Origin of the sequence: Frigoribacterium sp. SL97, assembly GCF_026625765.1 — a bacterium.
Lineage (GTDB): Bacteria > Actinomycetota > Actinomycetes > Actinomycetales > Microbacteriaceae > Frigoribacterium.
This window is the reverse complement of sequence record NZ_CP113062.1, coordinates 1,764,439-1,776,114: the sequence shown is the minus strand read 5'-3', so window position 1 is coordinate 1,776,114 and position 11,676 is coordinate 1,764,439. Positions and strand designations below refer to the sequence as shown.

General features: G+C 62.4%; 15 protein-coding genes and 1 pseudogene. 7 read left to right on the top strand and 9 right to left on the bottom strand.

Features of this window, described 5'->3' with window-relative positions; all coding sequences use genetic code 11:
- Positions 1 to 7: 7 nt before the first annotated feature.
- Positions 8 to 625 carry a TetR/AcrR family transcriptional regulator gene (locus OVA02_RS08480; protein WP_056044976.1) on the bottom strand — a complete coding sequence of 206 codons (618 nt, stop codon included), beginning with the start codon at positions 623 to 625 and terminating at the stop codon, positions 8 to 10.
- Between the two features lie 255 nt (positions 626 to 880).
- A complete protein-coding gene (locus tag OVA02_RS08475) occupies positions 881 to 1,282 on the bottom strand; it encodes a hypothetical protein (protein WP_056044973.1) in 402 nt (133 codons plus the stop codon).
- Between the two features lie 66 nt (positions 1,283 to 1,348).
- Between OVA02_RS08475 and OVA02_RS08470 the strand changes: the two genes are divergently transcribed.
- From OVA02_RS08470 to OVA02_RS08460, 4 genes and pseudogenes are all read left to right on the top strand, one after another.
- Positions 1,349 to 2,407, top strand: coding sequence for an LLM class flavin-dependent oxidoreductase (locus OVA02_RS08470; RefSeq protein WP_267659649.1), 1,059 nt, complete (start codon positions 1,349 to 1,351; stop codon positions 2,405 to 2,407).
- A gap of 210 nt (positions 2,408 to 2,617) precedes the next feature.
- Positions 2,618 to 2,797: pseudogene (locus OVA02_RS18140) on the top strand (helix-turn-helix domain-containing protein); the annotation flags it as partial.
- A gap of 138 nt (positions 2,798 to 2,935) precedes the next feature.
- Positions 2,936 to 3,745, top strand: a complete 810-nt coding sequence (locus tag OVA02_RS08465; RefSeq protein ID WP_267659648.1) for an ImmA/IrrE family metallo-endopeptidase — start codon at positions 2,936 to 2,938, stop codon at positions 3,743 to 3,745.
- Positions 3,742 to 4,203, top strand: coding sequence for a DUF4411 family protein (locus tag OVA02_RS08460; RefSeq protein WP_267659647.1), 462 nt, complete (start codon positions 3,742 to 3,744; stop codon positions 4,201 to 4,203). The genes OVA02_RS08465 and OVA02_RS08460 overlap by 4 nt, the downstream gene beginning before the upstream one ends.
- Before the next feature lie 257 nt (positions 4,204 to 4,460).
- On the opposite strand, the gene OVA02_RS08455 is transcribed toward OVA02_RS08460, so the two are convergent.
- From OVA02_RS08455 to OVA02_RS08440, 4 genes are all read right to left on the bottom strand, one after another.
- The gene (locus tag OVA02_RS08455; RefSeq protein ID WP_267659646.1) at positions 4,461 to 4,769 is read right to left on the bottom strand and encodes a hypothetical protein; all 309 of its coding nucleotides are present in this window, start codon (positions 4,767 to 4,769) and stop codon (positions 4,461 to 4,463) included.
- Positions 4,762 to 5,442, bottom strand: a complete 681-nt coding sequence (locus OVA02_RS08450) for a recombinase family protein (protein ID WP_267659645.1) — start codon at positions 5,440 to 5,442, stop codon at positions 4,762 to 4,764. The genes OVA02_RS08455 and OVA02_RS08450 overlap by 8 nt, the downstream gene beginning before the upstream one ends.
- Complete coding sequence (locus OVA02_RS08445) at positions 5,439 to 5,633, bottom strand: hypothetical protein (protein WP_267659644.1); 195 nt, start codon at positions 5,631 to 5,633, stop codon at positions 5,439 to 5,441. The genes OVA02_RS08450 and OVA02_RS08445 overlap by 4 nt, the downstream gene beginning before the upstream one ends.
- Positions 5,634 to 5,710: 77 nt before the next feature.
- Entirely contained in the window at positions 5,711 to 6,094 is a 384-nt protein-coding gene (locus tag OVA02_RS08440; protein ID WP_267659643.1) for a hypothetical protein, read from the bottom strand.
- Between the two features lie 190 nt (positions 6,095 to 6,284).
- On the opposite strand from OVA02_RS08440, the gene OVA02_RS08435 reads away from it, so the two are divergent.
- Together OVA02_RS08435 and OVA02_RS08430 are read left to right on the top strand one after the other, a co-directional pair.
- Complete coding sequence (locus OVA02_RS08435) at positions 6,285 to 7,235, top strand: hypothetical protein (RefSeq protein WP_267659642.1); 951 nt, start codon at positions 6,285 to 6,287, stop codon at positions 7,233 to 7,235.
- 142 nt (positions 7,236 to 7,377) lie between these two features.
- Positions 7,378 to 8,550, top strand: a complete 1,173-nt coding sequence (locus OVA02_RS08430) for a hypothetical protein (protein WP_267659641.1) — start codon at positions 7,378 to 7,380, stop codon at positions 8,548 to 8,550.
- A 70-nt stretch (positions 8,551 to 8,620) separates the two neighbouring features.
- Here OVA02_RS08430 and OVA02_RS08425 read toward each other — a convergent pair whose 3' ends face one another.
- From OVA02_RS08425 to OVA02_RS08415, 3 genes are all read right to left on the bottom strand, one after another.
- The gene (locus OVA02_RS08425) at positions 8,621 to 8,950 is read right to left on the bottom strand and encodes a hypothetical protein (RefSeq protein ID WP_267659640.1); all 330 of its coding nucleotides are present in this window, start codon (positions 8,948 to 8,950) and stop codon (positions 8,621 to 8,623) included.
- A gap of 115 nt (positions 8,951 to 9,065) precedes the next feature.
- Positions 9,066 to 9,257, bottom strand: coding sequence for a hypothetical protein (locus tag OVA02_RS08420; protein WP_267659639.1), 192 nt, complete (start codon positions 9,255 to 9,257; stop codon positions 9,066 to 9,068).
- Positions 9,258 to 9,338: 81 nt separating this feature from the next.
- Positions 9,339 to 10,616: a hypothetical protein gene (locus tag OVA02_RS08415; protein ID WP_267659638.1), complete on the bottom strand. Its 1,278-nt coding sequence runs from the start codon at positions 10,614 to 10,616 to the stop codon at positions 9,339 to 9,341.
- A gap of 529 nt (positions 10,617 to 11,145) precedes the next feature.
- Here OVA02_RS08415 and OVA02_RS08410 point away from each other — a divergent pair.
- On the top strand, positions 11,146 to 11,550 hold the full coding sequence (locus OVA02_RS08410) for a hypothetical protein (RefSeq protein WP_267659637.1): 405 nt from the start codon (positions 11,146 to 11,148) through the stop codon (positions 11,548 to 11,550).
- Positions 11,551 to 11,676: the final 126 nt, after the last annotated feature.

Genomic DNA, 11,676 nt, shown 5'->3' with positions numbered 1-11,676 from the left:
GCGGGCGTCAGGCGGTCACGCCGCGGGTGAGGGCGGCGACGACGTCGCCCATGACGTCGCCGGCCGCCTGCTCACCCGTGGCAGGCCAGTCGAAGGCGACGCCCAGCGTGATGCAGATGAGGACGCGGGCGAGCGTCCGCGGCTCGAGACCGGTCACGGGGACGGTCTGCCCCTGGAAGACCTCCTCGACGAGGCCGTGCAGGGCGTCGAGCACCTCGCGGCGCTGACGGACGAAGTCGGCCATCACCTCGGGGTGCGAGAGGGCGTGCGCGCGGAACTCGCTCATCAACGCGAAGTCCTCGACCTGCCCGGGGCCGTAGGGCGCGAACGCCGTGCCGATCTTCTCGGGCAGCTGGTCGAGCGAGGTGCCCGGGAAGAACATGCCCTCGAGGGCGCCGAGCGCGCCGTCGGTCTCGCGACGCATGAGGCTGCGGACCAGGTCGTCCTTCGACGAAAAGTTCGAGTAGACCGCACCCTTGCTGAACCCGGCGGCCCGCGCGACGTCGTCCAGGGTGGTCGCGTGCACCCCGCGTCGGGAGAACAGCTCGGCCGCCGCGTCGAGCAGCCGCTGCTTGACCTCGGCTCGTGGGATGCGGGGAATCGGAGCCCCGGAGGTGGTGGCCATGCTGCGACCCTAACGGGTGCGGGTGATCCTCAGAAGTCACCCGCGCCGCCCCCGGAGAAGGCGCATACCGGCGGGTATCCAGGCGCTACCATCGTGATCGCCTGGTGAACCCGAAGCATCAGGAGAACGCGCGGGTGCGCGACCGTCCGACCCTCACCACGTCCCCAGGCCGGTCGCGCACCCCGCACCCCACTCCCGGTCGGAAGCCGTCGAAGGGGCACGACCCGCCCCTCCCGGCGTCGACCGCGAGCCGCGTCAGATCGCGGTGCGCCGCGCCGATCCGCCGAAGCCGATCGAGACGTCGAGGCGCCAGGCCTTCGGCTCGCCCGAGACGTGCGTGGTGCCCACGAAGCGCAGCCGGTCGCCGGCACCGAGGCTGAGCACCCCGTGCACGTCGAGGTTCTCGCCGAGCCGGAAGACGATCTCGTGCTCGTCGAGCAGGTCGTCGTCGACCGTGGCGCCGAAGGTGGCACCGTCGAACTTCACGGGCACGTCACGGAACACCAGCGACGGCGGCTCGTCGGACCAGTCCGCGACCTCGGGCACCCGACCCGCGACGATGCGGGCGTCCACGACGCCGTCGTCTCCGAGCGTGACCGAGGAGGCGCGCAGGTCGATGCCGAGGTCGTCACCGTCGATGCGAAAGCGGTTCTCCACGGCACCACGCTACCCAGCACGGCCGCCCGACGGAATGGCCGGGCGACGTCGGGGGTTTGCCCGGTCATGAAGAAGCGCATCGGGTTCCTGTCGTTCGGCCATTACCAGGACGTGCGGGGCTCGGCGACGCCGACCGCCCGGGAGGCGCTGGTCCAGTCGATCGAGCTGGCCGAGGCCGCGGAGGAGATCGGCGTCGACGTGGCCGCCGTGCGCGTGCACCACTACGTGCGCCAGGCCGCCAACCCGTTCCCGCTGCTCGCGGCGATGGCCGCGCGGACGACCCGCATCGAGCTCGGCACCGGCGTGATCGACATGCGCTACGAGAACCCGCTCTCGATGGCCGAGCAGGCGGCGGCCGCCGACCTGATCAGCGCGGGGCGCCTGCAGCTCGGCGTCAGCCGCGGATCACCCGAGCCCGCCCTGCGCGGCTGGGAGGCCTTCGGCCACGTCCCCCTCGAGGGCGAGAGCGACGCCGACCTCGCCCGTCGACACACCGAGGCGTTCCGGGCGGCGATCGACGGCGCCGACGTCGCCGAGTCGGACCCCAAGATGACCGGCTGGTCGCACGGGCTCTCGGTCGAGCCGCACTCCCCCGGCCTCGGCGAGCGCATCTGGTGGGGTTCCGGCAGCCGGACGACGGCCGTCTGGACCGGCGAGCAGGGCATGAACCTGATGAGCAGCACCCTCTTGACGGAGGACACGGGGGTGCCGTTCGACGAACTGCAGGCCGAGCAGATCGCGCTGTACCGGGAGGCCTACCGCGCCGCCGGGCATGCCCGTGAGCCGAGGGTGTCCGTCAGCCGCAGCGTGATCCCGATCACCACCGACGAGGACCGTCGCTACTTCGGCGTCCGCGCCCAGGCCGACTCGCAGGACCAGGTCGGCCTGCTCGACGGCGTGCAGTCACGCTTCGGCAAGAGCTACGTGGGCGAACCCGACGTCATCGCCGCGCAGTTGGCCGCCGACGCCGCGGTCCGCGACGCCGACACGATCCTGCTGACGGTGCCCAACCAGTTGGGCGTTGATTTTTGTGTACATATGCTCGAGGTCATCGCACGCGAGGTCGCACCGGCGTTTGGATGGGAGCCAAACCTCCCGACAACCGATCGGCTGGTCGCGTTCTAACAGCGCGACAGCTCGCGCGCGTGCGCATTTGCGACTGGTAGCTCTACATGCCTCAGGCGGCAGGCTCGGGCCGTTGTGTTGCTTGGAACCCGAACTAGGGGCAGCAGCCACACCACTGAACGCGGAGCGGCGCGGCTCTGAGACGGCTGCTCACTCTAGACTCGCCTGAGGCCTGCATTATTAACGCCGAGACTCCGGGGAGGTCGACTCATGGCAAGGGCGCCCATCGATCCTCAGACTCTGACCTGGGCGCGGGAGATCAGCCATGTGACGGTTGAAGAACTCGCTACTGCTGTAGGGGTCAAACCGCCGCGCATTGACGAATTCGAGAGCGGCGAAACTCTTCCTACCTTTAGGCAGCTCACCCTCCTCGCGACCAAGCTCGATCGACCACTGGGTTTCTTTTTTGCGGCCCCTCCCGCGGCCGCGGATGTGCCTACGACCGCTGACTTCCGCGGACGGGCGCATGCCACTCTTCCCGCGGATCTGGCAAAGGAGATGCGACGGGCAGAACAGCATCGAGACGCCATGCTTGATCTCGGTGGACGGCCCGAACGCGGGATCAAGAGCGGGTCCATCGGTTGGAAAAACCTGGCCAAGCGAGCCAGCCAACTTCGCGAAGAATTCGGTCTTACCGATGTCTTCGTGCCCCCAGAGTCTGCCAACAGCCAGGTGTTCAATTTCTGGCGTGGGCTACTTGAGCACAGCGGAGTCTTGGTCTTTCAGACGACGAAAATTTCCCTCGACACTTTCCGTGGCCTCTCCGTTCACCACGACGAACTTCCCGTCGTGATGGTCAACGGCGGAGACAGCCCCGCCGGACGCACTTTCACTCTCTTCCATGAGGTCGCCCATCTAGTTAACCGGACTAGCGGGCTCTGCGCCTTACGAGAGTCGGTTGACGAGGAAGCGATCGCCAACAACTTCGCCGCCAACTTCCTAATGCCTGAAACCGCTGTTCGCGCGAATCTACGGTTCCAGGACAATCCCCCAGTAGCGGCCGAGCACCTTGCCCGGCACTTCAAGGTGAGCAACCTAGCGGCGGCAGTTCGACTTCGCCGGCTCGATCTGATCGACGACGAGGACCTGGATGAGGTTCGAGCTGCGAGCGAGGAGACCTGGGAGCGGGCTAGAGAGGCGTTGAAGCAGAAAGACGGCTTCGTGCCCCCATGGAGGCTGAGATACCGCGACCTCGGGCCCACCTACATCGGCACCGTGGCCCGAGCCCTTGAGGACCGGCGAGTGGACATGATGGACGCCACCTACCTTCTCAACGCTCGGCTCCCGATGGTGGAGCAGATGCTCAGCGAGTACTACCGCACGGGTGGTGCGGAGTGAATTACACACTCGATTCCAACATCCTAATTGGACTTGTGCAGCGCTACCCGCGGGACATCTTCCCCGCCATGTGGACCAACATCGAGGCTTCGGTGGCTGACGGAGAGAGCTGCATCTGCGAGGCGATTCTTCGAGAGGTTCATCGGGGAGGCGATGACCTCCATGACTGGGCGAAGGATCTCTCCGGCTTTGTCTGTCCAGTCACTGACGCCGAACTGATCACCGTCGCGCAGATCGCGTCGGTGCACCCTGGTTGGGTCCAGGGACAGCTCAATGAGGCTGACCCATTCGTCATCGCCCACGCCAAGGCAGAGCGGTCGGTCATCGTGACCGAAGAAAACCGGAAGGGTCCCGGCACGGAGGACAAGAACCAGAAGATCCCGAATATTGCCGACGAGCATCGGGTTCAGACGGCCAAATTCTTCGACTACATCAGGTCCTACGGCTGGCAGTTCTAGGCTCGGCTCGGGGGTCAGCCTACGAGCTGATCGGTATCGGACTCCTCGCGCGCTCCGGGCGCAGCGAAGGGCCGGGGCGACCCCCATGTAACCCCGGCCCTGCTGTTTCTTGCGATCAGATGAATAGGCTCACCATCCAGTCGAGCGCGTAGAGCCCGAGAGCGATGACGACAAAGGGAACCAGAAGCTTCCCGTGCCAGGGCAGCCGAGCATAGAGCCGACCGGCCAACTTCTTCGGATGCTTCGCGAGATTTGGCTTACGCATTGTCGACTTCCTCTCTCAGCTGTGCCCAACGGTCACGATTCAGGTAGTGAGGATCAGCAAGGTAGGAAGCCACGACCTCCACACCGATGCCGGTCGCCTCGCGTACCTGCTCCACCGTGGGATCAGGAGCCCCGTTGACCTCGGCGTAGTAGGCGACATCATCGATCTCGCCCGTCTGCTCGAAGGTCAGAGCAGGAGGGATGTCCATCGCAAGAGCCCGAACCATGTCCCGCTCGCGTACCCGCGCGATGCGCTCATTCCTCTCTCGCCTCAGACGGGCGTCGTTAGTGCGATCACGCATTGGTCTTCTCCCTTCTCTTGGCGCCCTGCGCCCTCTTGTCCTTCTTGATCTGAGCGGTTGCCTCAATCCACCTCTCAGCCGTCATGTAGTCGCCGCTCAGTGCTCGGTAGACCGTGTCCCGGGAGATGTCGAACTCCCGCGCGAGCTTTGCCTTGGGCACTCCCGTGTCGGCACGATCCCGGAGCTTCTGCACATCAGCGTTGGTGAGCACGGGCTTTCTACCTTTGAACCGGCCCTCTTCCTTGGCGATGGCAATGCCCTCGCGGGAAGCGGCTGACTTCATACGCCGTTCGAACTGAGCAAAGATGCCGAGCAAATAGAGCATCGCCTCAGAGAAGGGATCGATCTCCTCGCCGCCTGGAAAAGTCATCCGCTCGCTTAACAGTTCAAGCGTGACCCCTCTGCTGCTGAGATCGTTGACGATCCGATCCAGGTCTGAGAGCGACCGCGTTAGGCGGTCGAGGCTCCAAACGACGAGCGTGTCGCCCGAACGCACATAGGCCAGAGCCTCTTGGAGCGCTGGCCGCCCCTCGATGCTCTTGCCGCTTCGCTGCTCTTCGAAGACACGATCTGCTGTCCTCGTCATTTCCTGCTGCCGGGCAGTGTCCTGATCCTCCGTAGATACCCGGATGTAGACGACACGCTGTCCTGTCTTGGTTGCCGTGTCGGTCATGGTCGTGCTCCTTCGATGCGACGGACGCGGCCAGCAGTGGCGGCAGCGTGCCAGGTTGCCCACTCGCGGAACTCCGCCGGGGTCATGGTGATGGTGGGGACCAGCGAGTAGGCCACGGGAGCCTTGCGCCAGCGGGTTCGGAGGTAGTGGACCCGGTACTGGTCGGGCTCAGTGGTCAGCTCGAAGCTCACGAGGCGAGGCGGAATGCGGATGCCGGCGTTACAGATGATGAGCTTTTGAGCAGCGATCACCGAGGCGGGTGGGCGGCTCATCGCTTTGCCTCGGGAGCGGGCCAGCCGGTGACGATCAGCTCACCTTTCATCTCAGCGGTAAGGTCACCTTCCATGGGGTCAACGGCATAAAGCACCTGGCACCCCCGAGACTCCAAGGCGTTCTCGATGGTGAGACGGATGCTGAAGTAGTGCTCCGCCGAAACGAGATCGCCTGCCTTCCTGCATTCGGTCTGGGCGTCGAAGAGCCAGTTAAGGTGAAACGCCACAAGCTCGGGTGTAGCTCCGTCCATCCACTCGGTCTCGTAGCTGCCGAGATCACCCACGCTGGGATCGTCGTTCAGCGCGGCGAGCACCTTGGATCGAAATGTGACCTCCGCGACTGTTCTCCGCACGGTGTCGGGGGTGGTGTTATCGGTCATGGTGTACTCCTGAGTCGTGGTCGTCATGCATTTGCGTCGAACTACACGAAGTGCCATATCAAAGCGGCACATTTCTTCCGAGAAGGAGGAAAAGAGGCGCCGTCGCCGGAGACGATGGCCTAGAGCAACACGGCCGAAGGCGCCTTCACATAACTGGAGACTCGCCAGGCAGCCCACCGCACCGATGTCGGTGGAAACCGGCAACATGAGATGCACGAGAGTGGGGATGCGTATGGGACTGAACTGGCCGGGAGTAAGCAGCGTCGGCGGCGACATGGGAGATGAGGCTCGGATCGAGACGAAGCAGCTCATCGACGAGTTCGGTGACGCTCTCGCCCGGAACCTGGCAAGGCTCGGTCTGCCTGAGTACGCCTCGCCGTTCTTTCGCCCGTTTTCGCTCGTCATCTCTCGAGACGAGAGTCAAGTCTTGTTGGGGCTGGCAGCTGCATCAGGGGTGTCGGAGCTCTTCTGGATAGATCACGCGGCTGGCATTTTTCCTCCCGCGGAGATGGCTTCGTTGCTAACGGGCAGGCTCAACTGGAAGCCAAGTGCGATTGTTGCTCTGCCCCTAGCAAACGACCCTCGTCGCGCCGAATCAGTGGAAGCCGTAGCTGCGGCGCATGCGAAGGAAGCAGAAACTATGAGCGCCCTCAGCAAGCTCGGAAACATCGACCATGTGAGGCATCTGGAGCCCGACCTCAGGACTTTCCTCGAGGATCATCCTGAGCCCAGCCGCAATGTCTTCATCATGATGCGATTCGGCGCCAGCGAGCAGATGACTCAGATTCACAGCGCCATCGTGGCCGGCCTTGCGGAGCACGGAATGAATGCTGTTCGCGCCGATGACCGTGACTACACAGGCGAGTTGTGGTCGAACATCGAAGTCTACCTCACTGGCTGCCAGTACGGCATCGCCGTTTTTGAGGACATTGAGCAGCGTGACTACAACCCGAATGTCTCTCTTGAGCTCGGCTACCTCATGGGACGCGGGAAACGCACGCTCCTCTTGAAGGAGAAGCGGTTGCCCAACATGCCGTCCGATGTTGTCCACCGCCTTTACAAGGAGTTCGACGGGTACGACATCGAAAACTCCGTAAAGCGCGAGGTCGCGACATGGATTACGCGGGACCTGCGAATCTGAAATGCGAGGAGCCAGGGGCACGAGGGCGGGCATGCCGACATCGGGGGCCAAAACGAAGGATGATCTGAGTAGCGCCGCAACCCACTTGCTTGATCGGCTGCGAGACCGCTATCTAGACTCTGCCCACTTCAACGGGCTCCACTTGTACGGAGACGACGGAGTCGCGTCGCGCCCAGCAGCTATCGAACTGGTGCAGCTAGGACTAGCTCAGGTCGTATCGGGCGCCGATTACCTCAACATCCACATCCGCCCGTGGCCCTCGAAGAGGACGGTTGACTCGCAGCTACAGGACCTCGAAGAGCTGACTCTTGACGACTATGGCGTGTGCCTGTATCCCCTTTCTGCCGGTATGAGGGGCGTCCGGCTCCCTGGCCGCTTGACTGGTCGTCCATATGCGCGCGCCATGGCAAGAGGAAGGGGCACCCTAGAGACGGCCTACTTTGAGTTCGCCGTTCTCGAGCAGTATCGAAACGATGGTCGTTTTCGTTTCAACTTCGGCGACGGTGGCGCAAGCATGTGGCTCACCGACGAGGCATCGGACGATGACGATGTGTTCGAGCGTGACCATGTCGGGCTGAGCCATATGGGCTTCGCCTACGACCTCTCGCGCTATGACGCTGGCGACCTGACCTCGCCCATTGAGCGCCGGGTGGCAGTGTTCTATTCGGATCTCTGCACCCTCACTCCTGAGCACCAACGACGCTGGGAGACATACGAGGTGCCGGAGGACAATCTGGAACTGCATCCCATCTGGTGGGGTTCTCAGATGGGGCACTGGGGCGACGCCGTGGGTCCGTTTTCTCATCTCTTTCTGGAGCTCGAAAACCTCAATGAGCTGTCTACCCTTGCCTTCAGCGAGCCGATGTTTCGGTACACAGAGAAGCCAGCCGATCTTGGTTGGTTGCTTCGCCCATCGCAGAGGGAGTGGGACGACTTCGTGCTACAGCTCGACAAAGCTCTGTCCGACAATCTTCGCCCTCAGTTCTTCGACCAGGTTGGCATTCCGTCCGAGGACCCTACGGGTCAGAGACTCGGCACTTTGGTTCGTCTAGACCGATTCATGCAGAACCATGGCGTCACAGAGTCCGAGGCACGAAAGGTACTTGAGCCCCTCCGACAGATCCGGAAGGCCCGGCAAAAACCAGCCCACGCAGTGCGAGAGAACCTGAACGATCGCACCTACATTCACCAGCAAATCAACCTCCTGCAAGAAGTGATCGGCGCCTTGACCGGCGTCCGCGGATGGTTGTCGTCTCACCCAGCCTGTTCAGAATGGTCGAACAGTAACGAAACGCTGTCGGTCTATCCGCTGTAGAGGCAACACATGCAAAAGGGCCACGATCCGAAGATGGATCGTGGCCCTCGTGGTGTCGCACACCCACGGCTCAGTCAGTAACGGGGAGACGGTAGCGGGCAGTTGATGTCCTGCCGATCTGCTCCAGCAGCCCTGCATCGACTAGCGCAGTGATGCCCCTACGGAGGGCCGAAGTACCCAGAGCCTCCGGACTGCCGTAGATGCCCTCCACGATCTGTTGAAACTTCCTTGGCTCGTCGTCTACGAAGACGGAGAGAATGCGGGCTGCTGCGGTGATGGTGCTCATTCGGCGCTGAGTGAGCCCACCGTCTCCGAGCAGGGCGTCGTAGTCGGTCCGGCTGATCTCCACTGCCTGCCCATCGTCGGTGGGAAGGATGTAACTGTTGGGCATAGTGCGCATGGGGATGCTCCTATCTCTGGACGGCCGACGATCGGCCTGATGTTCATATCAAAACGACCAAGAGCCCACGGACTGAATAGTCCGTGGGCTCTCGTGGTGCGACACAACGGCTAGCTCAGTGACCGCTCATCCAGCGCCGAGCCTTGGGTACGCCACGGAGGTAGAAGTCCAAGTCGTAGTAGTGGTCGGTGAACTCTCGGCGGAAGCCGGAATCCTTCAGTAGCTCGCGAGCGGCGTAAGTGTGCTCCTGGGCGAACTGCTGGAGGTCCATTCCCTCAAACTCGCCAGTGGGGACAGTGGTATCCATTGCGTTTACGATTCTCATTTCTCATGGTTTCCTTTCCCGGCCTAGGCCAGGTGTGATGGTGCTGGGTGGGGTGGTGGTAGGTCAGTCGAGGTCGGGGAAAAGCTCATCGACCTCGGAGTCGAAGGCGAGGTCGTCGGTATCGGCGGCTGTGATGGTGACGGTTCGGGGGGCAGCGGGCGCGGGGGCCGCACCTTGGGCCGGGAGAACAATCTCCACCGGCTTCTGAGTCAAGTGGTGGTCGAGCTGCGGAGGTGTGCCCTTGCTCACCAGGAGCTTGCCGCCGTGGACCATTTCCGACACGGAGGTCAGTCGCGCCTTGAATGCTTCCCACTGCTCGGGATGCTCGTCCTGAATGGTCTTGTGCTGCTTGGCTAGGGACAGGTTCGAGACGATGAAGATGGTTGTGAACTTTGCGATCTTGTCCGCGTAGCGCGCAGACACTTCGAGTGGATAGCCCTCCATGATCTTGAGCATGTCGACGATCGGCACGCTCGTGTTGTACTCATCGAGAAGCAAAATGTCCTGGCCCTTGTAGCTGTCGAAGGGGTTCTTCCAGTTGGAGACACGGTAGACCGGGCCGTAGCCGTAAGTCTCAAAAAGTGCCGAGGTCTTGCCAGTTCGAGTCTCGCCGTGGATGTAGTGGACTTCGACATGCCGAAAGAGGTTTCCCCACTTATCGCGATCCCTGATCAGTTCGAGCTGACGGAGGTGATTGGAGTAGACCACCGCGCGAGGATCGTCATGGATGACCTCGTCGGCCGACTTTCCTTCGAGCATGATCTGCTCGCTGTATGAGTCCAGGTCGGTGCGCTTTCCCTGCTTGACAGTGAAGTCGATGGAGCCGAGAGTCAGGGTTCGATCCCCGAAGCGCTTGTCTTCTCTAGTGGCGTAGCTAACGGCCTGAAAGCGAGTTCCCCGAGCAACCTTGTACCAGCCTTTGGGGAAGAGCTTCCGCAGAGTCGAGAACCTAATGGCGGACTTGGATTCGAGGTAGAGCTGCCAGTGCAGATAGCCCGTCGTCGGAGCTGCTTCGAGCTGACCCACGACCGCCTTGTACTTGCCGAGGCGCTTCGTCACATCCGCCTCGCTGTACTCACTCTCGGGGAGAGTCAGTATCCAGCGACGAGACTCCGAGTCTTTCTTGTTGCTCCTCGGCACGGTCGATGGAGCCGCAGGTGAGGCGATGGGCTCCAGCCCCGGCCTTCGCTCCTCATCTCCTCCGAGGCTCTCCTTGAAAGCTGCTTCCTGCTCCGAGCTATCCCAACCCCCGAGAGGCTTGTAGTTCGAGCCGAGAATGGACTTCCGCTCCTGCTCGCGCCTATCCAAGTAGGCGCGCTGGCTGTCGGTCTGTATGGACATAGGTCCTCCGAATTGATGGTTTCAGCTCCCAGGCCGTAGGGAGTTGAGACTCATATCAAAACGGCCAAAACGAGAGAAAGGCCCGGAGCGGCGGGGAGGAAACCGAGGGATACAGGAACCCAACTCAACCCGCCACCCCGAGCCTGAGCTTTAGGCGGCCAAACCCTAAGCCCCTCGCGGTGCATGTTCTTATATCAAAACAACCACAAGACTCCGGCGACAGAATCTCACGACACAAGTGAGATCCTGCGACACAGGTGGAGACGGTCAATCTACGAGGAAGCGGACCTCTAGGCGTTTCTTGCGACACATGTAAGTAGGAAAGTGTCGCAACTCCGGGCTAGAGCCCCGAACTCATCGGGACTGCGACACTCGCGACATAGGTGCTCCTAAAGGTAATATTAGCGAGCCGCCGGGCTTCGGTCCCTCCTACAAGCGAAACACCCGCCATGGTAGACTTAGTCGTTATTTTCTGACGGTAGCCGAGCACGCTGCCGCAGAAGCCACTTCCCGAGAACGGAAATGACTTATGGACGCCACTGACCGCACCCCCGAGCTTCGCGCAGCCTTCGAGGCCATGGTTCCGGAGTTTGGAACACCGCAGCGGAGCAGCCTGAGCTATGACGACCGGATTACCAACACGCTGGTGGTGGCAACCCAGACCATGGCCGACGAGACCGAGGTTCACCCAGTCTTCGCGCTCGCGCACCACTTCCGCAGCAACGACAGCCACGCCCCTGGCTATACCTCGAACCCCTATCGAGGCGACCACCAGAGCCTGCCAGTGCTCGTGGGCGAAGAAGTGGCCATCATCGAGACCTCATTCCACAAGGGCAACGCCTTCGTGGAGATGGTCACATTCCCAAACGCTGACCTGACCTCCTCGCTGTACCAGGCAGCAATCAATATCCTCGAGGCGACGGAGACCCGCTAGGCATAGCATCCGTGCGTCAGCCCGAAGCTCGCGACTTCTGCCCGTAGATCGCCCCTCGCGCACAACGATGCCAGGAGGATGGCTACAGCCCGAGGTCGCCTCCTAGGGCAAGAGGGACGAGCTACA

What these genes read in the sequence shown, in the direction of transcription:
- OVA02_RS08480 (WP_056044976.1), bottom strand. Translation starts at nt 625, where the DNA reads ATGGCCACCACCTCCGGGGCTCCGATTCCCCGCATCCCACGAGCCGAG.
- OVA02_RS08470 (WP_267659649.1), top strand. Translation starts at nt 1,349, where the DNA reads ATGAAGAAGCGCATCGGGTTCCTGTCGTTCGGCCATTACCAGGACGTG.
- OVA02_RS08465 (WP_267659648.1), top strand. Translation starts at nt 2,936, where the DNA reads ATGCTTGATCTCGGTGGACGGCCCGAACGCGGGATCAAGAGCGGGTCC.
- OVA02_RS08455 (WP_267659646.1), bottom strand. Translation starts at nt 4,769, where the DNA reads ATGCGTGATCGCACTAACGACGCCCGTCTGAGGCGAGAGAGGAATGAG.
- OVA02_RS08450 (WP_267659645.1), bottom strand. Translation starts at nt 5,442, where the DNA reads ATGACCGACACGGCAACCAAGACAGGACAGCGTGTCGTCTACATCCGG.
- OVA02_RS08440 (WP_267659643.1), bottom strand. Translation starts at nt 6,094, where the DNA reads ATGACCGATAACACCACCCCCGACACCGTGCGGAGAACAGTCGCGGAG.
- OVA02_RS08425 (WP_267659640.1), bottom strand. Translation starts at nt 8,950, where the DNA reads ATGCGCACTATGCCCAACAGTTACATCCTTCCCACCGACGATGGGCAG.
- OVA02_RS08420 (WP_267659639.1), bottom strand. Translation starts at nt 9,257, where the DNA reads ATGGATACCACTGTCCCCACTGGCGAGTTTGAGGGAATGGACCTCCAG.
- OVA02_RS08415 (WP_267659638.1), bottom strand. Translation starts at nt 10,616, where the DNA reads ATGTCCATACAGACCGACAGCCAGCGCGCCTACTTGGATAGGCGCGAG.
- OVA02_RS08410 (WP_267659637.1), top strand. Translation starts at nt 11,146, where the DNA reads ATGGACGCCACTGACCGCACCCCCGAGCTTCGCGCAGCCTTCGAGGCC.